This is a genomic window from Williamwhitmania taraxaci, from assembly GCF_900096565.1.
Lineage (GTDB): Bacteria > Bacteroidota > Bacteroidia > Bacteroidales > Williamwhitmaniaceae > Williamwhitmania > Williamwhitmania taraxaci.
Window position 1 is genome coordinate 47,090 of sequence record NZ_FMYP01000003.1, and the last position, 21,477, is coordinate 68,566.

Annotated in this window: 20 protein-coding genes and 2 tRNA genes; 13 read left to right on the forward strand and 9 right to left on the reverse strand. The window is 42.1% G+C overall.

The annotated features are described in order from the left end of the window. The first annotated feature begins 12 nt into the window (after positions 1 to 12). Positions 13 to 516, forward strand: a complete 504-nt coding sequence (locus BLS65_RS01430; protein ID WP_092434658.1) for a GNAT family N-acetyltransferase — start codon at positions 13 to 15, stop codon at positions 514 to 516. Positions 517 to 576: 60 nt separating this feature from the next. On the opposite strand, the gene BLS65_RS01435 is transcribed toward BLS65_RS01430, so the two are convergent. The 5 genes from BLS65_RS01435 to BLS65_RS01455 are packed head-to-tail and all read right to left on the reverse strand — an operon-like array spanning position 577 to position 4,593. Next, positions 577 to 1,935 (reverse strand): TolC family protein, encoded by a 1,359-nt coding sequence (locus BLS65_RS01435; RefSeq protein ID WP_092434661.1) that lies wholly within the window; start codon positions 1,933 to 1,935, stop codon positions 577 to 579. Positions 1,936 to 1,946: 11 nt separating this feature from the next. Beyond that, entirely contained in the window at positions 1,947 to 2,291 is a 345-nt protein-coding gene (locus tag BLS65_RS01440; RefSeq protein ID WP_092434663.1) for a hypothetical protein, read from the reverse strand. Between the two features lie 33 nt (positions 2,292 to 2,324). Next, positions 2,325 to 2,603, reverse strand: a complete 279-nt coding sequence (locus BLS65_RS01445) for a hypothetical protein (RefSeq protein ID WP_092434666.1) — start codon at positions 2,601 to 2,603, stop codon at positions 2,325 to 2,327. Between the two features lie 15 nt (positions 2,604 to 2,618). Continuing rightward, positions 2,619 to 3,302 (reverse strand): ABC transporter ATP-binding protein, encoded by a 684-nt coding sequence (locus tag BLS65_RS01450; RefSeq protein WP_092434669.1) that lies wholly within the window; start codon positions 3,300 to 3,302, stop codon positions 2,619 to 2,621. A gap of 34 nt (positions 3,303 to 3,336) precedes the next feature. Continuing rightward, the gene (locus BLS65_RS01455) at positions 3,337 to 4,593 is read right to left on the reverse strand and encodes an efflux RND transporter periplasmic adaptor subunit (protein WP_092434672.1); all 1,257 of its coding nucleotides are present in this window, start codon (positions 4,591 to 4,593) and stop codon (positions 3,337 to 3,339) included. A 225-nt stretch (positions 4,594 to 4,818) separates the two neighbouring features. Between BLS65_RS01455 and BLS65_RS01460 the strand changes: the two genes are divergently transcribed. The 3 genes from BLS65_RS01460 (at position 4,819) to BLS65_RS01470 (ending at position 8,178) form a co-directional block, all read left to right on the forward strand. Then, entirely contained in the window at positions 4,819 to 6,195 is a 1,377-nt protein-coding gene (locus BLS65_RS01460; protein ID WP_092434809.1) for a sigma-54-dependent transcriptional regulator, read from the forward strand. Next, positions 6,185 to 7,540 carry a sensor histidine kinase gene (locus tag BLS65_RS01465; RefSeq protein ID WP_092434675.1) on the forward strand — a complete coding sequence of 452 codons (1,356 nt, stop codon included), beginning with the start codon at positions 6,185 to 6,187 and terminating at the stop codon, positions 7,538 to 7,540. Before BLS65_RS01460 ends, BLS65_RS01465 begins: the two co-directional genes overlap by 11 nt. 365 nt (positions 7,541 to 7,905) lie before the next feature. Beyond that, positions 7,906 to 8,178, forward strand: a complete 273-nt coding sequence (locus tag BLS65_RS01470) for a hypothetical protein (protein WP_092434678.1) — start codon at positions 7,906 to 7,908, stop codon at positions 8,176 to 8,178. A 201-nt stretch (positions 8,179 to 8,379) separates the two neighbouring features. Here the strand turns inward: BLS65_RS01470 and BLS65_RS01475 are convergent. The 3 genes from BLS65_RS01475 to BLS65_RS01485 all read right to left on the reverse strand — a co-directional run bounded on the left by BLS65_RS01475 (position 8,380) and on the right by BLS65_RS01485 (position 9,934). Next, positions 8,380 to 8,454: transfer RNA gene (locus BLS65_RS01475), tRNA-Val, on the reverse strand. Between the two features lie 19 nt (positions 8,455 to 8,473). Then, positions 8,474 to 8,548: transfer RNA gene (locus BLS65_RS01480), tRNA-Val, on the reverse strand. A gap of 96 nt (positions 8,549 to 8,644) precedes the next feature. After that, on the reverse strand, positions 8,645 to 9,934 hold the full coding sequence (locus tag BLS65_RS01485; RefSeq protein WP_092434681.1) for a bifunctional folylpolyglutamate synthase/dihydrofolate synthase: 1,290 nt from the start codon (positions 9,932 to 9,934) through the stop codon (positions 8,645 to 8,647). A 130-nt stretch (positions 9,935 to 10,064) separates the two neighbouring features. Here BLS65_RS01485 and BLS65_RS01490 point away from each other — a divergent pair, with 130 nt between their 5' ends. From BLS65_RS01490 to BLS65_RS01530, 9 genes are all read left to right on the forward strand, one after another. After that, a complete protein-coding gene (locus BLS65_RS01490; RefSeq protein ID WP_092434684.1) occupies positions 10,065 to 11,387 on the forward strand; it encodes a PhoH family protein in 1,323 nt (440 codons plus the stop codon). 101 nt (positions 11,388 to 11,488) lie between these two features. Then, a complete protein-coding gene (locus BLS65_RS01495) occupies positions 11,489 to 11,980 on the forward strand; it encodes a SixA phosphatase family protein (protein ID WP_125869726.1) in 492 nt (163 codons plus the stop codon). Between the two features lie 12 nt (positions 11,981 to 11,992). Then, positions 11,993 to 14,056 (forward strand): RNA degradosome polyphosphate kinase, encoded by a 2,064-nt coding sequence (locus BLS65_RS01500; protein ID WP_092434689.1) that lies wholly within the window; start codon positions 11,993 to 11,995, stop codon positions 14,054 to 14,056. Beyond that, positions 14,037 to 14,999 (forward strand): Ppx/GppA phosphatase family protein, encoded by a 963-nt coding sequence (locus BLS65_RS01505; RefSeq protein WP_092434692.1) that lies wholly within the window; start codon positions 14,037 to 14,039, stop codon positions 14,997 to 14,999. Before BLS65_RS01500 ends, BLS65_RS01505 begins: the two co-directional genes overlap by 20 nt. Before the next feature lie 34 nt (positions 15,000 to 15,033). Continuing rightward, on the forward strand, positions 15,034 to 16,335 hold the full coding sequence (mtaB, locus tag BLS65_RS01510; RefSeq protein ID WP_092434695.1) for a tRNA (N(6)-L-threonylcarbamoyladenosine(37)-C(2))-methylthiotransferase MtaB: 1,302 nt from the start codon (positions 15,034 to 15,036) through the stop codon (positions 16,333 to 16,335). Position 16,336: 1 nt separating this feature from the next. Continuing rightward, a complete protein-coding gene (locus tag BLS65_RS01515) occupies positions 16,337 to 17,131 on the forward strand; it encodes an inositol monophosphatase family protein (protein WP_092434698.1) in 795 nt (264 codons plus the stop codon). A 3-nt stretch (positions 17,132 to 17,134) separates the two neighbouring features. Next, a complete protein-coding gene (locus BLS65_RS01520; RefSeq protein WP_092434701.1) occupies positions 17,135 to 18,022 on the forward strand; it encodes a lysophospholipid acyltransferase family protein in 888 nt (295 codons plus the stop codon). Between the two features lie 3 nt (positions 18,023 to 18,025). Next, a complete protein-coding gene (locus BLS65_RS01525; RefSeq protein WP_092434704.1) occupies positions 18,026 to 19,057 on the forward strand; it encodes a glycosyltransferase family 2 protein in 1,032 nt (343 codons plus the stop codon). A gap of 54 nt (positions 19,058 to 19,111) precedes the next feature. Then, positions 19,112 to 20,749 carry an AMP-binding protein gene (locus BLS65_RS01530; protein WP_092434707.1) on the forward strand — a complete coding sequence of 546 codons (1,638 nt, stop codon included), beginning with the start codon at positions 19,112 to 19,114 and terminating at the stop codon, positions 20,747 to 20,749. 44 nt (positions 20,750 to 20,793) lie between these two features. On the opposite strand, the gene BLS65_RS01535 is transcribed toward BLS65_RS01530, so the two are convergent. After that, positions 20,794 to 21,468, reverse strand: coding sequence for an inorganic pyrophosphatase (locus BLS65_RS01535; RefSeq protein WP_212590475.1), 675 nt, complete (start codon positions 21,466 to 21,468; stop codon positions 20,794 to 20,796). Between the last annotated feature and the right edge of the window lie 9 nt (positions 21,469 to 21,477).

A 21,477-nucleotide genomic window follows, 5' to 3' on the forward strand; every position in this document is an offset into this window, starting at 1 on the left:
ATCTTTTTGGTAATGGAGCCCGAAATACTAAGAGCAGAAGAAGAAAGTCTAATCGAGATAATGTTCATTTTGCGTGAATGCGCAAAAGATCTTATTTCGAAAGGATATTCACATTGGAATAGTGCCTACCCTTCGTTCGTTACCATTAGTGAGGACATAAAGAAAGGCAACCTATACCTACTTCGGAATAACGGTGGGACTATTGGAGTTATCACACTAAACGACGAACAAGATTCTTCATACGATCAACTTAAGTGGACCAGCAACAGTAACGCGCTTATTGTAAACCGACTTGCGATTCATCCGTTCTTCCAGAAAAAAGGGTTTGCGAAAATACTAATGGCTTTTGCTGCTGATTTCGCAAAGAAAGAGGGTTACAAATCAATCCGACTTGACACCTTTGCTGGAAACAAAGACACATTACACTTTTTCGAACGTTGCGGATTCTCAAAGGTTGGAGAAACCGCTCTATCGAAAGATTTAAACATTTATGCCTGCTTCGAGAAAGAACTCTAAGCGCTACAATACAAAAAAAGGCCTTTCGAGAAAAAGACCATTTCATTTCAACTTAGCATTTCATAGAGATAGTGGTTCCCCCATGTAGTAGTCGAGAATCTTCTTTCGAAGAATAAAATTATACTTGGAATTAATAAGGTTGGTCTCGGCCTCAAACTGATTTTTACGGGCAATACCCAAATCGATAGAACTTATACCCCCAAGTTCAAATTTTTCCTTCGCCGCTTCCCACGAAGCCGATGTGGCATCAAACTTTTCCGTAGCCGCCTGAAAATTACTCCACGCGCCAGTAGTTTCAAGGAAAGTGCTCGTCAGCTCTTTTGTGACAGAGTTTTCTACCTGCTCGTAGCTGTGCTCAGCATACTTCAGGCTAATCTTACTCTTTGTCCGAGCAGTTTGAGCGGAATACTTATTAAGTATAGGGATAGAAACGCCCACATATATCGTTTTCCTTAGATTCGCATCAATTTGATCGCGATAGCTATACGATGGATACATCCGGGTTGGATCATTGTTAGCCTTATTCGCATCGATACCATTATCGGCAAACCATGTATTGTAGTTATAGCCCGCATAAAACCGAGGAGTTAAACGCCCAATGGCTGCATAATAGTTCATTTCCTTTACTCGAACTTGGTTCGAAGCCGATTTAATTTCAGGGAATTGACCTCGAGAATTAGCATCCAACGCTGCCAAGTCCGGTAAAATAGCACTGAGACTACTATCCGTCAAATTAGGGCTAGCCACCTCGAACGACTGCGCATCGGCAATATCAAGAAATTGGGCCAACTCCAGCAAATTCAACTGATACTGGTTTTTATACGACACTTCGTCTGCCAAACTTCTTGCAAACTGAGCCTTAAGTTCCAGAAATTCCGCATTAGAAATCCCACCCAAACTATAAATTTCTTCACCCTTAATTTTCTGTTGCTGCGATATTTCAGTCTGTTGCTTTGATGCGGTATACAAATCACGCTTAAAAAGCACATCGATATACTTCACCATTATTCGAATAGAAATATTCTTTTGCTCCACAGCTAAATCCGCTTTCGCTCGTTCATAGTCGTAATGAGCCGCCCGCACATCGTTTACTAATGCAAAACCATGAAAAAGAGTTACCTCTCCTGAGAGTGAAAGTTGACCATTGGCAACACGAGCGTTCTCATACATTCCTGCGTTATAGTTATAATCCAAACCGTTAACCAGAGCATAACTGCCTCCAGCAACAGCGGTGGGCACCATTTCAAAATAGGACTGAGTCTTATCGGCCTTGCTAAGATTTATCTCCAGTGCCTTTTTCTTCAACTCTAGATTATTGTCGGTAGCATATCGAAGACACTCCGAAAGAGTCCACTGTTTCTGGGCAAAGACAGATAAACTAACTAATAAAAATAGAAAGCAAAGTATGTAATTCTTCATTTTTAAAATACTTAGAGAACCTGAATGAAATTATTCTCGCGACGTACCAATTCTTCCTGAGTCAGAATAGGGCTACAACCTTTAAATAAAGAATCAGGTCTTGCCTGCGATGTAACCCCTTTAAAAAGCAGGAGCAGATCAGACTCTGAGACCTCCACAAACGAACCAGACATCTCCATAACAACCACATCAATCGCAACCTGCGAACTCAATGGTGTCCGCAATGAAATTGGCGAATCTGGATTAATTACTATCTGCTTTTGGTGCACCTGCCCCCCTTGACCCTCAACTGCACTCGCTGTATCAGTAACGAATATACCGCCGAGACAAAGTGCAAATACCAAAAATATTCTCATCACCTTATGCGTTTAAAATTAAACAAGACAGTTTCAATTGCGCTTACGGAATAGTACATGTATGTGCTTGGCGTCAGGATCAGGTGTGTAAATTTGAATCAACTCCCATTCTGAACTAATTGAGGAGATACTCTCCCTTAGTCTTACGACATTATAAAGGGTAGAATCGTCAGAATGATTGTCGTTTTCAGTATTCCATGGAAACGATTCCAGCTTGTAGCTAAAAGAAATCTCCTTCCCTTCGAGCCGAAAAATTATTTCGGCGACCTGCCCCTCAGGTATAGAAGGAACAGGAATGCAAATTTCTCTCATGGCCTAGCAGTTTAATTACAATATTTTTTTGACATTCTCCGTTACAACGTGTCCGTCGAAAAGATGGATTATGCGATGAGCCTTTTCAGCATCACTGGGAGAGTGCGTAACCATAACGATTGTTGTCCCTTCGCTATTCAACTCCGACAGTAAATTCATCACCTCTTCGCCGTTGGCCGAATCGAGATTACCCGTAGGCTCATCGGCCAAAATTAACTTTGGATTAGCAACAACAGCCCGAGCTATTGCAACGCGTTGCTGTTGACCGCCTGAGAGTTGTTGTGGGAAGTGATTTCGCCTGTGCGACATCTTCATTCTGTCGAGAACCGCCTCAACCTTTTTCTTGCGCTCCGAAGAGGAAACTCCAAGGTAAAGCAGAGGTAGCTCCACGTTTTCGAAAACGGTAAGTTCATCAATCAGATTAAAACTCTGAAAAACAAAGCCGATATTGGCTTTACGCAGATTTGTGCGCTGCTTCTCCTTGAACTTTGAGACTTCATGCCCAACGAAGTATATCTCCCCTCCCGAGGGGTTGTCGAGCAAGCCAATAATATTTAGGAAAGTAGACTTTCCGCAGCCCGATGGACCCATTATTGCAACAAACTCACCATCCTTAACATGAATATTCACCTTATTAAGTGCGGTGGTTTCCACCTCTTCGGTTCTGAAAACCTTTACTAAATCAACAGTCTTTAGCATGGCATTAATTTTTATGTATTAAGCGTGTATAGTATTAATCTTTTAAAATCAGCTTATCAACTTCCCCAAATGTGTCGTAGCTGGAAACAATAACCTTTTCGCCCGACTTAAGTCCCTCTACAACTTCATAAAACTGCGGATTCTGTCGATTTATCCGAATATTGCGCTTAGTTGCAACACTACCAGAGGGATCTACAACGAAAATCCACTGACCTCCGGTGCTTTGGTAAAACCCTCCCCGCGGAATGAGCACAGCCATATTAGACTCCCCAAGTTCCAGTCGAATTCGAGATGTTTGTCCTATCCGAATATCCTTAGGAAAGGCGCCCAAGAACTCCATATCCACCGTAAACCTTCCATTTCTTACCTCTGGATAAACCTTAGTAATCTTGGACTTATATGAAGTGCCCGAAAAATCACAATTGCCTATCAAACCTCTGGTAACGCGCGAAATGTAATGTTCGTCTACTTCTACCTTTAGCTTATAAGAATCCAAAACATTTATTTGGCCAATACGAGTTCCCATATTAACAACCTGTCCAACCTCTAGGTTTAAGGAAGCCAGCTCACCAGTAACAGGAGCCCGAAGGTTTAAACCTTCGAATCGTTGGCGAACAATGGCGAGATTTTGCTGCATACGCGTTACATCGTTTTCCAGCGTCACAACCTGCGTTTCCCGGTATAGCGAATCTTGCTTGATACTCTCCTTCAGCAATTTTATCTTATTTCGGGTATACTCAAGATCTTCTGCCGCTCGTTGATACTCCTCATCCGAAATCAATTTCTTCTTTTGCAGTTCTACGCTACGCGTGTAGGCACGCTCTTGCTGCTTCAAACGGTACTCTTGATCGAGCAGTTGACTTTGCGATTCAACCAGCTGTTTTTGCATATTAAGGCGCGCATTTCTCAACTCATTCGTTGTTCTGGATGCATCCGACTCGGTGCGCGAAATATCAATAATCAAACTTGTATTGCTAAATTTAATAATCACATCACCTTTTTTCACCATCGATCCCTCCAATGTAACAATCGATTCAACACGGCTACCCGATTCTGTTGCATCCAGAAAAATTGTTTGAATGGGGGCAACGGTTCCAATTACAGCAATATAATCCTTGAATAAGTCCTCTTTAACCTCCTCTACGGTGATCTTTTCCAAATCCACGTTTAACTTTCTGCTTTTGTCTCCAAAAACGATCATTAAAATTAATGCTAAGCCAATTAATCCAGCAACGCCATACCAGATTTGTTTCTTCGTAAACCTTCCTTTTCTCTCAATTGCCTTATCCATATATAGTAAATTATCTATTGCGGTTTGGCTCCTATTTATCTATAAATATGCCAAAGGTCTTTGTGCCTTGATTTACTGTTTTTTAATAAAACCGCACCACAGTTACCTTCTTAATAAATGTTCATAATTGCGACACAGACTGTTCGATATCGAACAATATTTATGGCGATTTTATTCCTAAATCAAACTGAATATGTATATTTCGCACAAAATGAAAAAGGCACTATGATTAAGAAGATGGGGAAGATATTGGCGATTGATGACAACGAAGATATCCTTTTTGCGCTAAAGTTATTGCTAAAGCCATACGTCGAATTGGTAGTAACGACATCGGACCCCAATGAAATTCCGAAGCTTATGGGCAAAGAGTCATTTGACGTAATGCTTCTCGATATGAATTTCACCCAAGATGCCATTAGTGGTCAAGAGGGGTTTTACTGGTTGGACAAGATCCTTGAGATTGACCCCGGAGCCGTTGTCCTTTTCATAACCGCCTATGGCGATGCCGAAAAGGCAGTGAAGGCAATAAAAGCGGGAGCTACCGATTTTATCCTTAAACCTTGGCAAAACGAGAAGATAATTGCCACGATCTCCTCGGCTCTAAAGTTGCGCGAATCGAAACATGAAGTTGATAATCTTAAGCAAAAGCAAAAAGAGTATACCGAGGCCATCGACAAACCTTTTGTCGATTTCATTGGAGAATCGGCGAAAATGCGAGCAGTTTTTACGGCTATTCAAAAAGTGGCCAAGACCGATGCCAACGTACTAATTCTTGGCGAGAACGGAACCGGAAAAGAGTTGGTAGCGCGCGCGCTTTACCGCAACTCTGCGCGAAAGGACGAAATATTTTTAAGCATTGACCTTGGCTCAATTAGCGAATCGCTTTTCGAAAGCGAACTATTTGGACATGAAAAAGGTGCATTTACCGACGCCAAGAAGGAAAAGCCCAGCCGATTTGAGGTAGCCCACAATGGAACCCTCTTCTTGGATGAAATTGGAAACCTCTCCCTCCCCCTTCAAGCAAAGTTACTCACCGCCATCGAGCGCAGGGAAATCACACGGGTAGGATCGAACAAACCGACTAAAGTTGATGTAAGGCTTATTTGTGCAACAAACAACGATGTCCACCAACTCGTTTCGGCAGGCCAATTCCGACAAGATTTGCTATACCGAATCAATACGGTAGAAATCCATCTCCCCCCACTTAGAGAGCGAACCGAAGATATTCCAATCCTAACAAAACACTTCCTCGCTATATATGCAAAAAAATACAAGAAGAACCTTAAAGGCATTACCGCCGATGCGCAAAAGAAACTACAGCAGTACCTTTGGCCGGGCAATGTAAGGGAATTGCAGCACGCTATTGAGCGAGCTATTATTATGTGTGAATCCGACAACCTTCAATCCGAGGATTTCTTCCTGACCGGCTCCAAGGAAAGGTGCGCGGACATCGACATGGAGACATACAACCTCGATCAAATCGAGAAAAATGTCATCACCAAAGTATTGAAGCAATACAATGGAAACATAACACAAGCCTCTACAGAGCTAGGAATTACCCGCACATCCCTTTACCGAAGAATGGAAAAATATGGTTTATAGAAATTTCCGATTTAATATTATAATTAGGATTACAATCCTTCTAATTAGCATTTTTGCGCTCGTCTACACGATGAGCAACTACAACTTTTTTATTACACCTGTAATTATAGGTGTCTTTATCTTCTTACAGATATACGCCTTGTTTAAATACGTAGACAAGACGAATCGTGATCTAGCGTCATTTCTAGAATCCATACGATTTTCGGAATTTACGCGCACATTTCAGGTTGAAGGAATGGGCAGCTCCTTTGATGAACTGAGCAAAGCCTTTAACGATGTGATTAACGACTTCCAAGCGGTTCGATCACAAAAAGAGGAGCATTTTCAGTATCTGCAAAGTATACTGCAGAACATCGACGTGGCGATTATTGCCTTCCAAAAAGACGGAACGGTGGAAATGGTAAACAAAGCAGCCAAAGTCCTCTTTCAAACCCAGAGCCTAAAAAACATAAAGCAGCTAGCATCGGTAAGCTACGAGCTGGTCGACAATTTACTCAACATCACCCCCGGCGAAAACACACTAGTAAAGGTTCAAATGGATGACGATCTCCTACAGTTGGCCGTATTCTCCACCGAGTTTCGAATTCATCGAAAGGAGATTATTCTGGCTACCATAAAGAACATCCAAAGTGTATTGGAGGAGCAGGAGACCGAAGCGTGGCAAAAGCTTATCAGCGTGCTAACCCACGAAATCATGAACTCAATTACCCCCATTGCATCGTTATCATCGACTCTCCACGGGATGCTTAAAACAATAAAAGAGAATCAAGACGATGGCCAAGAAATTGATACAGAAACCACAGAAGAGATTCAGCAGGCAATGCAAACCATCCATAAACGCAGCACAGGCCTATTGCACTTCGTAAACACATACCGAAATCTCACCCGCATTCCCAAACCAAACTTCAAAATCACTAAGGTCAAGGACCTATTTGACAGTATTCGGCCTCTAATCGACGAAGACATCAAAAACAGTGGAATAATCGTTAGCGTTGATGTAGACCCTGTGGATATAGAATTCTCCATCGACGAGAATTTAATTGAACAAGTTCTGCTCAATATTGTCAAGAACGCATCCCAAGCACTCGATGGCAAAGTTATCCCCCGTATCGACATTAGGAGCTTTAAGAACAAGCGCGGCCGTGTTACCATCCAGGTAAGCGATAACGGCCAAGGCATCTTACCCGATGTGCTGGATAAGATTTTCATCCCATTCTTCACCACAAAGCCAAAGGGTTCAGGGATTGGACTTAGCCTTTCGCGCCAAATTATGCGCCTACATGGTGGCAGCATCACCGCCAATTCGGTAGTAAACGAAGGGACCACAATTACGATGACGTTTTAAATATAAAGCGCAATTACCGCCGAACAGCACAGATAATTTGTTACATATGCACCAACCTCGGGGTGCTGTGGCTCACCTACGGAGCACAAATTGGTCTTGCTATTTTCGATTCTACCAACGAGTGCCCCCTACGGAACGGCCGGTATTTCTGAAGATATGGTGCCTGGCCGACCACTCTCTCCCATAATAGAGGAGACTTTCCTTCCTACAACCACAAGTGTTAATATTTTGAGCAGTCCTCGCTCAGAACATTCCTTGCCCTTTTAGGGAAAGGAACGGATTAATATTCCTTGTATGCGTGTTCTTCTTATGGCGGAGGAACTTAACAGAATGATGGAGGAACTTTGCAAAAACCCAGAGGGCGTTTGCAAATAGTTGAAGGGCGTTTGCAAAAAGCTAGAGGGACTTTACAAATAGCTAGAGGGCGTTTGCAAATAGTTGAAGGGCGTTTGCAAAAAGCTAGAGGGACTTTACAAATAGCTAGAGGGCGTTTGCAAATAGTCGAAGGGTGTTTGCAAAAAGCTAGAGGGACTTTACATTTTAACAGAGGGTGTCATCATTTTAACAGAGGGCGTCATCAAAAAGTTAGAGCGATTTTGCATTTTAACGGAGGGCGTCACCAAATTCACAAAAAATAGCATCAGTTTAGTAAAGGGGAACACCCTAACTCCTGCTGGCTTATACAAACAATGAAATGCACAATCAACATTGCAGCTACGCCAACCGCTACTTAGTGTAAAAAAACAAATCGCGAAAATTTCAGCCAAATGAAACCTTCGCGATTATACTTTCGAATCAACCCGTATAAAAAAGAAAACCCCGCAAATTGCGGGGTTTTGTGGGAACTGCTGGGTTCGAACCAGCGACCCTCTGCTTGTAAGGCAGATGCTCTGAACCAACTGAGCTAAGCTCCCAATAATTAATAAACTTGTGTGGGAGCAGAGGGATTCGAACCCCCGACCCTCTGCTTGTAAGGCAGACGCTCTGAACCAACTGAGCTATGCTCCCAAAGTGTTATTTGTAAAGAACGTTTCTTTTCAAAAGCGATGCAAATATAGGGCAATTTTCCAAACCTGCAAAGGGTTTCAAAAAATATGTTCAAATTTAAACTACCTCGGCAACCACGAAAGTACTTCCTCCGATGAAAACCAAATCGTTAGCTTTTGCATTTTTTTTCGCTTCCCGCAATGCCTCATCCACACTAGTAAAGAAGTCACCCTTCAAACCAAACTCAGCAGCCAGTTTCTGAAGCGCCTCTGCCTCCATAGCCCGAGGAATAGCTGCATTTGTAAAATAGTAGGTAGCATCAACGGGTAAAAGCTGAAGCACACCCCGAATATCCTTATCGGCAACCATTCCAATAACCATATGCAAGTGCGAATGCGGTGTTCGCGCAAGCTGTTTCACCACGTAAGAAATCCCATCAACGTTGTGGCCTGTATCACACACAACCATTGGATTGTGGGCCAATACTTGCCACCGTCCCAAGAGGCCAGTCGTAGAACCTGCATTTCGCAAACCAGTTTTGATTGATTCCGCATTAACGTTTGGCCAAATATCTTTTATGCGATCAAGTGCAGCAAGAACGGTAATAACATTCTTCGCCTGATAATCGCCCGCTAAATCTACCTCAACAAAATCCTTTTCCTCCGATCCAATGCGACTAACGCTAAACCAGTGAAGTCCACCCTCAGCCAAGCCACTCGATTCCACTCTAAAAACATCCGAAGCCAGCGTATAGGGTGCCGATTGCTCTTTAGCCTTTTGTTCAAACACATAATTATAGGCAATATTGGATTCGCCCTGAACTACTGGAACACCAGGCTTAATGATTCCAGCCTTCTCACCAGCAATTTTCTCAATTGTATCGCCCAAAAGATCGGTATGATCGAGCCCAATATTTGTAATCACGCACAACTCGGGGGTAATGATATTCGTGGAATCCAAACGCCCTCCCAACCCAACTTCAACCACTGCAACATCAACCTTCTGCTCGGCAAAGTAAGAAAAAGCCAATGCCACCGTCATTTCAAAAAATGATGGTTTTACCTGTTCAAAAATAGATTTATTTGTCTCCACAAACTGAACTACCGACTCCTCCGAAATCATTACACCATCTACCTTTATCCGCTCTCTAAAGTCTCTCAGGTGTGGCGATGTATACAATCCAACCTTATAGCCAGCAGCACCTAGCACGGATGCAAGCATATGAGAAGTAGACCCTTTCCCATTGGTGCCAGCAATGTGAATGCTTTTGAATTGGCAATGTGGATGACAAAAATGCTCATCGAGCAGTAGCGTATTTACAAGATCAGCTTTGTAAGCAGATTTACCCTGCCGCTGAAACATAGGTAGTTGGTTGAACAAGTATTCTAACGTTTCTTGGTAATTCATGGTATAAGCAATTGGGTGGCAAAGGTAAAAAAAAGCCCTCGCAGATATTCATATTTAGTTAACCATTTTTTCTCTTGCCGAATCCTTTTTTTCGCTATATTTAAGCATAATTCTCTAATTCCACTATGCTATGCGAAACCCAAAAAAAACCTTCGTACTCGACACAAACGTGTTGCTTCACGACTACAAGTGCATCTATAATTTTCAGGACAACGACATTGTTTTGCCTATTGTAGTTCTGGAAGAATTAGACAAGTTTAAAAAGGGGAATGAACAAATAAATTTCCATGCAAGGGAGTTGGCTCGAGAACTCGATAAGTTAGCCGGAGATCAACTCTTTAACGGAGGAATAAAACTCGGAAAAGGGCTTGGAAAACTACGAGTTGAGACTGGAAAGCCGTTCTCAAAAACTATGATTGAATCCTTTAGCGAGGATACTCCCGACCATAGAATACTCGCCATTGCGGAGTACCTGGCAAAAACAATAAAGGACAGCCCAGTAATTCTAGTAACAAAGGATGTAAACCTTAGGCTAAAAGCTAAATCGTTGGGGCTCCAATCGCAAGACTACCTCTCCGATAAGGTAAGAGACATTGATGTTATCAAAAAAGAGATTGATACCTTATGCGACATCGACGACAGCATAATCGCAAGACTTTACCAGCAGCCCGAAGGTATTGAGGCATCCGCAATTAAATACCAGTTTTATGCAAACCAATATGTTGTATTAAAAGGGGCCAATTCAAGTGCGCTAATATACTATAGTGCAGGAACAGACACTATCCACCGGATTGATAAGCAACGAGTATATGGTATTGAGCCACGAAACTCGGAGCAAACCTTTGCACTCGACGCCTTGCTGCGGCCCGAAGTACAGCTGGTAGCACTCACAGGGAAAGCAGGCACAGGAAAAACACTGCTTGCCCTCGCTGCCGCACTAATGCAGGAAAAAAGTTTTGATCAAATACTGCTCGCACGGCCAATTGTACCGCTAGCCAATAAAGATATAGGCTTCCTTCCCGGTGATGTAGGCGAAAAAATTGGACCATACATGCTACCCCTTTACGATAATCTGGCAGTAATTAAAAACCGATTCAAATCACAAAGCCGCGAATACATGCATGTAGAGGAGATGTTGAAAGACCAAAAACTTGTTATTACCCCGCTGGCCTTTATCCGCGGAAGAAGTCTTTCCAACGCATTCTTTATCGTTGATGAAGCCCAAAACCTAACACCTCACGAAATAAAAACAATCATCACCCGTGCTGGCGAGGGCACAAAGTTCGTATTTACGGGCGATATCAACCAAATTGACTCGCCTTACCTCGACATAAAGTCAAATGGGCTAACCTACCTCAGCGACAAAATGCACGGTAACGAAATCTTCGCACACATCAACTTAGTTAAGGGAGAAAGAAGCCCGTTAGCAGAATTGGCAAGTAATATCCTTTAATCTGTTTCAGGTATTATTACCCTGTGACGAGTTCTGATGGACGCTTCACAGGGTAATCTAAATGAATAAACACTTATTACTAACCCAAAAAAGACACTGCTGTGAAACAATTAATTTTAGTTAGACACGGAAAAGCATATGGGCCAGAGGAGATGTTTGAAGACGTTGACAGACCGCTAAAGGTAAGAGGCACCCGAGATGCCATAACCATTGCCAAAATCATGAAAGACAAGCATATTATTCCGGAGAAAATAATCACGAGCCATGCGGCACGCGCCTGCCATTCTGCAATAATTTTTGCTGAGTGCCTTCACGTTCCAATTGAATCGATTACCCTAACCCCTAGGCTGTATGCGGTAAGCGAGAAGGATATCATTGAACAAATTTATGAAACCGACGAAAAAATTAACTCTCTGTTAATGGTCGGACACAACCCAACCTTTACCTTTGCGGCAAACGAATACTTAAAAGAACCAATATTCGACCTCCCTACATCGGGTGTTGTTGTGCTAAACTTTAAGGCCGAATCGTGGAAAACCATTTCAAAAGAGAACTTAACGAGTTTCGAATTGTTTTTTCCAAAAAAAGATTAACACAACCTTTAAATGATATTCAAAAAGCCATCACGCTATATAAACAGGGAGATCAGCTGGTTGGCGTTTAACCAACGGGTACTTCAAGAGGCGGAAAACCCATCGGTTCCTTTAATTGAACGGCTTCGATTTCTGGGCATATTCTCCAACAACTTGGATGAGTTTTTCAGGGTGCGGGTAGCAACCCTCCGGCGCCTCATGGAGTATGAAAAAAAAGCAAAAGAGTTCTACGGCGATAACCCCAAAGTAATTCTAGGCCAAATAAAACGTATTGTTACTGAGTTCCAAAAAAGGTTCGACGCCCTGTATTTTGAAATCAAGAAAGAGTTAGAAGCAGAGAAGATATTCCTACTAAACGAATCCCAACTGCTACCAGAACATATCGATTTTATAAACAATTTTTTCGAAAAAGACCTTACGCACTCGCTTTCGCCCATAATGCTAAACCAAGTAAATGTCTTTCCCGAACTGAAAGACATGACCATTTATTTGGCAGTAAAAATGACGAACCGGCGCAAATTGGCCAAGGAATACTCCATTATCGAGATACCTACATCGGACTTTTCCCGATTTGTTGTCCTCCCAAGCACCGACAACAACTCTTATATCATCCTACTGGAAGATGTAATCCGATATTGCCTAGCCAAAGTATTTAGTACGTTCAACTACGATCACTTTGAATCCTACACGATTAAAGTAACTCGGGATGCCGAACTAGATGTAGACAACGATATTTCAGAAAGTTTTCTCGAAAAAATTGCCAAAGGCGTAAAAAACAGAAAAAAAGGAGATCCAGTCCGTTTTGTTTACGACAGTAAGATTTCGGGAGACCTGCTCTCCTATATCGTTCAGAAAATGGGATTAGACCAATTTGATACCGTTATTCCTGGCGGTAGATATCACAACTTCCGTGACTTCCTTAAGTTTCCCAGTTTAGAGAAAAAGCACTTAGTAAACCCATCGCTACGCCCAATCCCCATCCCCGTTCTCGAAAAGAACAAATCAGTATTTCAGGCCATGCGGGAACAGGACATTCTTCTCCACTTTCCCTACCATAGCTTTTCCAACTACATTCGTTTACTAAAAGAGGCAGCTATTGATCCAGAAGTAAAATCAATAAAAATCACTCTTTACCGGGTTGCCACTGAATCGAAAGTGGTCAGAGCTCTAATTAATGCTGCCCAAAATGGCAAAGAGGTTACTGCAATGGTGGAACTAAAAGCTCGATTCGACGAACGATCCAACATAAAATGGGCCGAAAGAATGGAAGAGGCTGGCGTGAACGTCATCTTTGGGGTGGCCTCACTGAAAGTACACTGCAAAATGACCCTCATCACGCGCGAAGAAGGAGGAAAGTCAATACAATATACGGCCATCAGCACGGGGAATTTCCACGAAGGAAATGCCAATGTTTATACCGACATTACCCTGCTCACCTGCAACAGTAAAATTTCTTCGGAAATAGAGCGAGTATTCACCTTTCTGGAACATCCTTACCTCATATATCAATACCGGCATCTACTTGTATCGCCCAATCACATGCGAAAGCGACTTTATTCCTTGATCGAAAAGGAAATGGAGAATGCTGCCGAGGGAAAACCATCGTATATGCTTGCCAAGATTAACAACCTCGTTGATTTTGAAGTTATTGACAAACTCTATGAAGCAAATAAGGCTGGCGTTAGCATAAAACTGATTGTTAGAGGAATATGCTCTCTAATTCCAGGAATACCAGGCCTCAGTGATAAGATCGAAGTGGTTTCAATCATTGATCGTTTTCTGGAACACTCGCGAATATTCATTTTCGCCAATGGTGGAAACGAACTATGTTACATATCATCAGCCGATTGGATGACCCGCAACCTTGACCGCCGGATTGAAGTTGCCACGCCAATCTACGACCCGCTAATTAAAGAGAACCTCAAAAATGTAATTCTTTTCGGTTTGAAGGACAACCAAAAAGCAAGAATCATCGAAGAAAACCTAGGCAACAGATACAAATATTGCGGAAAGAATAAACCATTCCGTTCACAAGTAGAACTTTACAAATATTATCATGGTCAAAGCGAAGACTAATGCAATATTGACAACCTTGGAAATCCATAAACTTGCTGCAATAGACATCGGATCGAACGCAGTACGGTTACTTTTCACCAATGTTGTGGAGCGTAAAGGAAAAACAGAATTTAAAAAATCATCCCTGATACGCATGCCGGTAAGGCTTGGTGAAGAGGCATTTACCTTGCACCGAATCAGCGACCGCAATATTGAACGACTGGAGCGGCTCATGCTTGCATACAAGCATCTTATGCTTGTAAATGAGGTGGAGGCTTACCGCGCCTGCGCTACGTCAGCTATGCGCGAGGCCGAGAATGGACAAGAAATCGTAAAAAGAATTCAATTAAACACTGGTGTCGAGATTGAAATAATCGACGGCAAGGAAGAGGCAAAGATCATCTATTCAAATCAGATAACCCAAAGTGTAGATTCAACACGACCACATCTCTACATGGATGTGGGAGGCGGTAGTACCGAACTCTCACTCTTTATCGACAAAAAGGTTAAAAAGTCTCGTTCATTCGATATTGGCACCTTGCGAATGCTCAACAAGCAAGTTCCACGAGAAAAATGGAATGCCCTTGAGGCATGGGTAAAAGAGATTCGATCGGAATACGGCAATGTTGATATAATTGGATCAGGAGGAAACATCAACAAGATTAACAAGATGATAAACCAAAAAGAGCAGGTCATCATCAAGCCCAGCCAACTGCAAGTCTTATTCAAAAAAATGTCGCAGCTCAGCTACGAAGAGCGGATAACCGATTTAGGACTAAACCCCGACAGAGCCGATGTGATCATCCCTGCAGGGGAACTGTTTTTATCCGTATCGGATTGGATTGGAGCAAAAAGCATAATTGTCCCCACCATTGGCGTCTCCGATGGTATTGTAAAAAACCTCTACAAGGAGAGTAAGAAAAACATGAGCGCTTATTTGGCAAAAACAGAACGATTAAAGTAGTAAATTTGCCCACTCTATATTATATGTTTTTCCAATGCCTCTACCGTCAAAAAAAGTTGCGTTTCATACACTGGGTTGTAAGTTAAATTTTTCAGAATCTTCAACCATTGGGCGAGAATTTGAAGAGAACGGTTATCAGCGCGTTCCTTCCACATCGCCTGCCGATGTTTACATAATAAACACCTGCTCGGTAACGGAAAACGCCGATAAGAAATGCAGGTATGCCATTCGTAAGCTTATTGCCCAATCACCAAACGCTAAAATTGTAGTTACGGGATGCTATGCTCAGCTTAAGCCCGAGGAGGTTGCGGCTATCCCGGGAGTAAACCTTGTTGTTGGAGCATCGGAGAAAGGAAATCTATTCCGGCTTCTGGATAACATCCAAGCAGATTCCGAACCAGAGATTATCTCGTGCGACATCGCATCGGTTGAAAAGATTTTCCCAGCATACTCCTCCTCCGATCGAACCCGGTCGTTCCTAAAGATTCAAGATGGTTGCGACTACCATTGCTCCTACTGCACAATCCCCCTTGCCCGCGGTAAAAGTAGAAATTTAACCATTCCAGCGATTGTAGCCGAAGCAAGTGAAATTGCACAAAAGGGGATAAAAGAAATTATCCTTACCGGAGTAAACATAGGCGACTTTGGAAAAACTACAGGAGAGACATTCCTAGAACTGATTACGGCTCTCGACGCCTCCGAAGGGGTGGACAGGTATAGAATTAGCAGCATTGAACCTAACCTACTAACTTCAGAAATTATTGATTTCGTAGCCCATTCAAAGAGATTCCTCCCCCACTTTCATATACCGCTACAATCGGGTTCGAACAAGATTCTGGCGCTAATGCGGAGGCGCTATAAGCGCGAACTTTTCGCAGAAAAAATTCGCAGGATTAAAACGGTAATGCCCAACGCATTTATAGGAATCGACGTTATTGTTGGATTTCCAGGAGAAACGGAAGAGGAGTTTATGCAATCCTACACTCTCCTCGAGGATTTAAACGTCTCATTTCTACACATATTTCCATACTCTGTGCGGCCCAACACTCCTGCAGAAACAATGGAACCAAAAGTTACACAGAAAGAAATAACGGACAGAACACATCGGCTTAAGCAACTTTCCGACAAGTTACATCGAAATTTCTATCTCCAAAATATAGGCACAACGGAGATGGTTCTTTTTGAGGGACGAAAGAAAGGAGATTTTATGCATGGTTATACCGGCAACTACATCCAGATTGAAATACCATACAGCAAGGAACTTACAAACAAAACGGTTCCCGTTAAAATCACAGGAATTTCTAAAAACGAAACGGCAACCATTGAATTTATCTAGTATGAACTTACAAGAAATATGTTCCCAAGTTGTTTCCCTCCAGCAAGAGGTGAGCATCTTTATGAAAACAGAAAGATTATCGTTTTCACAGAGCAACATTGAGGTTAAAGGCTTGCACGACTTTGTTTCTTACGTAGACAAGGAATCGGAAAAACGAATTATCGAAAGGCTAAAAAACATTTTGCCAGGGAGCACCTTTCTTGCAGAAGAAGGGACCGTTGCACGGGAAGACGGAGATTACCTCTGGATTATAGACCCATTAGATGGAACCACCAACTACATCCATGGAATCTCGCCCTACGCCATAAGCATTGCGTTAATGCATCAGGATCGGCTCATTCTGGGTGCCGTTATGGAATGCTCTCTTAACGAGTGTTTTTATGCGTGGGAAGGTAGTCCGGCCTACCTAAATGGTAAAGAGATATCCGTTTCCAATTCAGCCGAAATAAAAGATGCCTTCGTGGCCACGGGGTTTCCCTACTACGATTTCTCCCAAATGGAAGCATTCAAAACGTCCCTCGAATATTTTATGCGTGAATCGCATGGAATAAGAAGGCTTGGTTCCGCAGCCACCGATCTAGTGTATGTTGCTGCCGGTCGATTCGAAATATTTTACGAATATAGCCTGCAACCATGGGATGTAGCAGCGGGTGCCTTTATATTACAACAGGCTGGTGGTAAAGTATGCGACTTTAGTGGCAAAAACAATTATATCTTCGGAAAGGAAATCATTGCTACTAACGGCCAAATACATAAATTAGCAGTTCAAAAAATCAGCAACTTCTTCAAGATATAAACAATGAAAATTGGAATGTTTTTCTTCAAGATATTCACGCTATTTCTAAGTTGGCTGCCGCTTCGAATAATTTTCATTATTTCAGACCTGCTTTATATAGTTCTATATCGAATTGTGGGCTATAGGACTAAAGTGGTAAGAGAAAACTTACAAAAATCTTTTCCTCAGAAAACGATAAAAGAAATACTCACTATTGAAAAAAGGTTTTACCACCACCTTAGCGATCTAACGATGGAAACCTTACTATTACCACACATTACTGAAAAGCAAATTCGAAAGCGCTGCACATTCAAAAACCCAGAGGTTATCAACAATCAATACAATAAAGGGAAGAGCATAATTTGTGTGATGGGCCACTATGGAAATTGGGAGATGTTTTCAGGTTTCCAACTTCAATCCAGACACAAGGTAGTGGCATTATATAAGCCACTCTCAAACCAACAATTCGACAACTACTTTAAGAAAATGCGCGAAAAATTTGGTGTCGAAACCGTTTCCATGGCCGATGGCATGAGGGTTCTGCTCCGATACGATCGCTCAAAAACAATGACTCTTTCACTTTTTATTGCAGATCAAGCACCAACCAGAGACCAATCAAATTTCTGGACAACCTTTTTGAATCAGGACACTGCGGTATTTACTGGTGTTGAACGGTTTGCTAAAAAAACCAACTTCCCAGTTATCTTTCTGAGCATGCAAAAGAAATCAAGAGGCCACTACGAAGTTGAAGCAGAATTGCTTTCGGACAACCCAGAGTCGACAACAAACTTCGAAATAACCGAAGCGCACACCAGAGTTTTGGAAAAGCACATCCAAGAGCAACCGGAGTATTGGTTATGGTCGCATCGCAGATGGAAGCACAAACGAGAAAACATCACTTCAGAGAAATAAACAATGGCAAAACTCTCCATAGTAATCCTCAATTGGAACGGAATATCATTCTTAAAGACGTTTCTCCCTGAAGTTGTAAAAACAGCCGACCTACCTGGAGTAGAGGTTGTTGTTGCAGACAACGGGTCAAATGATGGCTCCGTAAATTGGATTCGAGAAAACCTGAACCAAGTAAAAACTATAGAGTTCGATCAAAACTATGGCTTTACAGGAGGCTATAACCGAGCGTTATCATCGATAAATTCCGATTACTATTTGATCTTAAATTCCGACGTAAAGCCAACCGATGGGTGGCTACAACCATTGATTGCCGCCATGGACCGGGATATTAACATTGCCGCTTGCATGCCCAAGACACTTGCATTTCACAGTCCAGAGCACTTTGAATACGCTGGTGCCGCAGGAGGATATATCGATCGATTTGGCTTTCCCTTTTGCCGAGGACGCATTCTGAGCCACGTGGAAAAAGACTCCGGACAATACGATAACACCTGCGATATTTTTTGGGCCACAGGTGCATGTATGATGGTAAGAGCTTCCGCGTTCCATAGCGCAGGCGGATTCGATGAGTTTTTCTTTGCCCACATGGAAGAGATTGATCTCTGTTGGCGGTTTAAAAATATGGGACATAGAATACTATTTGTTCCAGAATCGACAGTTTACCACGTGGGGGGCGGAACTCTTCCAAACGACAATCCCCGCAAACTATTCCTTAACTACCGCAACAACCTTATTCTACTAGTTAAAAACTTGCCTTCAGGAATGCTATTAACCACGCTCTTTGCCCGATTCTTCATGGATATGGGAGCGTCATTAGTATTCTTACTTTCGGGAAAATGGAGATTCTCGATGTCAATAATAAAAGCATATTGCGCATTCTACAAAAAATCGTTCCATTATAAGAGACTTAGAAAACAACTCGAACACTCAAGTAGAAATACCCTTCACCCTGAAATTTACAGAGGAAGTATAGTATATGATTTCTTTTTTAAAAAGAAGAAGACTTTCACTTCCCTGAATTTTAAGGAAGATTAAGAAACTGTTTAGGGATTTAACTCGTTTATACAAATTGTGGCTTATCCTAGAAATATGAGTAAAATAACTTTAAATAATTTAGCGGAAGCATTTTGTCATTCGTCGCGCACATACTCTAATAAATCGTTTCTAAACAACGACCTAGGAATAACTATAACCTACTCCGAGGCAGAAGAAAGGTCATTGGCTATATCGGAACAACTACGAAATATTGGTATTGGCAAGAATGACAAGGTTGCCATAATCGCTGAGAATTCTCCATTTTGGCCAATCGCTTACTTTGCAATAATGTTATCCGACGCGACAGCAGTACCCATCCTCCCTGAATTTTCAGCGAGTGATATCGCCGCCCTACTTCAACACTCGGAAGCAAAGGCAATATTTGTCTCTAACAAGCAACTATTAAAACTCGATACTGCCTCGACTCTCCCAATTTTCGAAATATCAGATAATGGCATTATTCCCTTAAAAAATCAGCAGAAATCAGTAAACAGACGCCATAGCGAAAACGTCACGCTTTCTGACATTGCATCAATAATCTACACATCAGGCACAACAGGAACCCCAAAAGGCGTAATGCTTACCCATGACAACTTTTTGCAGAATGTTGAAGGATGCTATGCCGTTCAAGACGTGAATAGCACTGATGTTTTTCTATCGATACTGCCACTGGCACATGCGTATGAGTTTACCATAGGCTTTCTATTACCGATGATTTCGGGATCGACAATCCACTATTTAAGCAAACCACCAGCAGTAACCAACCTGTTGCCAGCCTTAATCTCCATTAGGCCAACCACAATGCTTACGGTTCCCCTCATTATGGAGAAAATTTTCAAAAACAGTATTAAGCCCAAGCTCACCAGCAACAAAGTATCATCCGCCATATATGGAACTGCCATAGGTAGAAAACTACTGCATTACCTAGCAGGAATCGAACTGAAAAAGAAATTTGGTGGTCGTATTCGGTTCTTCGGAATTGGAGGTGCAAAACTCGACTTAGAAACGGAAAGATTCCTCAACGAGGCCAAATTCCCATACTCTATTGGATATGGTATGACTGAGGCTTCCCCACTGTTAGCCGGATCGCCTCCTCGTGAAACCAAATTGTATAGTACCGGCCTCCCTGTCAAAAATCTTGAACTGCAAATCATTAATCCCGATCCAAAAACAGGAATTGGGGAGATATGGGCACGAGGAAGAAGCGTAATGGCTGGCTATTTCAAACAGCCCGAACTTACAGACAATATAATCACAAAAGACGGATGGCTGAAGACCGGTGACTTAGGCAAGCAAAACAAAAAAGGATACTTATATATCTGTGGCAGGCTGAGGAATATTATTCTTGGCGCAAATGGAGAAAATATCTATCCAGAAGATATTGAAGCACTATTAAACCGCCACACGCTAGTGGAAGAATCGCTTGTGTATGAATTTAAAGGGAAGTTAATTGCCAGTGTTCACCTCAATTACGAACAAATCGAAAAGCAGTATAATGAGTTTAAACAAGTAGCTCAAAATCTGCAACGCGAATACGAAGATAAAAAGAATGAAATACTAAAAGAGTTGCAGATTTATGTAAACTCTCGAGTAAATCGATCGAGTCAGCTAACCGTAGTAATGGATAATGGCAATCCATTCGAAAAGACACCAACACTTAAGATAAAACGGTATTTATACACCACCGTTTAGAACATAAAAAAATGGCCTGAAGTAAAAACTTCAGGCCATTTTCGTTACAAATATAGTAAGGAATCTATACTAAAACGATTTGTATAGTCGTCCATCGACCTTTTAATCACTTCATGAGCCTCCTCAATGCCATAAACATGGGTTATTTCGCAGTGCCGCTTTTCACCCGGAAGATCCTTATAGGTAAGAAAGTAGTGGCGGAGACGATCAATCACCAAGGTGGGTACGTCATTAATGTCGTTATAGCCACCATAAACAGCGTCCTTGTTTAGAACGGCGATTATTTTATCGTCAGCCTCACTTCCATCTATCATCCGGAATCCACCAATTGGCTTTGCATCGGCAATTATATCGCCGTGCGTAATCACCTTTTCGGTAAGTATACAGATATCAAGTGGATCACCATCACCTTTAATATCAGGGTTTGAAAGTCGCTCACAACTAAGTTCAGCTACCTTTTCGCCGCAATAGGTTTGTGGCAGAAAGCCGTACAAAGCAGGGATCACATTTGAATACTTCTGAGGTCGATCGATACGCAAATATCCAGTAACCTTATCCACCTCATACTTAACGGTATCAGTAGGAACCATTTCAATAAATGCACAAACAACTTGTGGCGAATCTTTACCCAAACTTATCCCATGCCAAGGGTGAGATTTATAACGCAATCCCATTAACTTCCCGACTAAAGGGTCCATGGTTCTATTCCCGTTTTCCATATATAGTTA

Excerpts from the sequence above, each read along its gene's own strand:
- BLS65_RS01430 (WP_092434658.1), top strand. The coding sequence starts at position 13 with ATGGAGCCCGAAATACTAAGAGCAGAAGAAGAAAGTCTAATCGAGATA.
- BLS65_RS01435 (WP_092434661.1), bottom strand. The coding sequence starts at position 1,935 with ATGAAGAATTACATACTTTGCTTTCTATTTTTATTAGTTAGTTTATCT.
- BLS65_RS01440 (WP_092434663.1), bottom strand. The coding sequence starts at position 2,291 with ATGAGAATATTTTTGGTATTTGCACTTTGTCTCGGCGGTATATTCGTT.
- BLS65_RS01445 (WP_092434666.1), bottom strand. The coding sequence starts at position 2,603 with ATGAGAGAAATTTGCATTCCTGTTCCTTCTATACCTGAGGGGCAGGTC.
- BLS65_RS01450 (WP_092434669.1), bottom strand. The coding sequence starts at position 3,302 with ATGCTAAAGACTGTTGATTTAGTAAAGGTTTTCAGAACCGAAGAGGTG.
- BLS65_RS01455 (WP_092434672.1), bottom strand. The coding sequence starts at position 4,593 with ATGGATAAGGCAATTGAGAGAAAAGGAAGGTTTACGAAGAAACAAATC.
- BLS65_RS01460 (WP_092434809.1), top strand. The coding sequence starts at position 4,819 with ATGATTAAGAAGATGGGGAAGATATTGGCGATTGATGACAACGAAGAT.
- BLS65_RS01465 (WP_092434675.1), top strand. The coding sequence starts at position 6,185 with ATGGTTTATAGAAATTTCCGATTTAATATTATAATTAGGATTACAATC.
- BLS65_RS01485 (WP_092434681.1), bottom strand. The coding sequence starts at position 9,934 with ATGAATTACCAAGAAACGTTAGAATACTTGTTCAACCAACTACCTATG.
- BLS65_RS01490 (WP_092434684.1), top strand. The coding sequence starts at position 10,065 with ATGCGAAACCCAAAAAAAACCTTCGTACTCGACACAAACGTGTTGCTT.
- BLS65_RS01500 (WP_092434689.1), top strand. The coding sequence starts at position 11,993 with ATGATATTCAAAAAGCCATCACGCTATATAAACAGGGAGATCAGCTGG.
- BLS65_RS01505 (WP_092434692.1), top strand. The coding sequence starts at position 14,037 with ATGGTCAAAGCGAAGACTAATGCAATATTGACAACCTTGGAAATCCAT.
- mtaB (WP_092434695.1), top strand. The coding sequence starts at position 15,034 with ATGCCTCTACCGTCAAAAAAAGTTGCGTTTCATACACTGGGTTGTAAG.
- BLS65_RS01515 (WP_092434698.1), top strand. The coding sequence starts at position 16,337 with ATGAACTTACAAGAAATATGTTCCCAAGTTGTTTCCCTCCAGCAAGAG.
- BLS65_RS01520 (WP_092434701.1), top strand. The coding sequence starts at position 17,135 with ATGAAAATTGGAATGTTTTTCTTCAAGATATTCACGCTATTTCTAAGT.
- BLS65_RS01525 (WP_092434704.1), top strand. The coding sequence starts at position 18,026 with ATGGCAAAACTCTCCATAGTAATCCTCAATTGGAACGGAATATCATTC.
- BLS65_RS01530 (WP_092434707.1), top strand. The coding sequence starts at position 19,112 with ATGAGTAAAATAACTTTAAATAATTTAGCGGAAGCATTTTGTCATTCG.
- BLS65_RS01535 (WP_212590475.1), bottom strand. The coding sequence starts at position 21,468 with ATGGAAAACGGGAATAGAACCATGGACCCTTTAGTCGGGAAGTTAATG.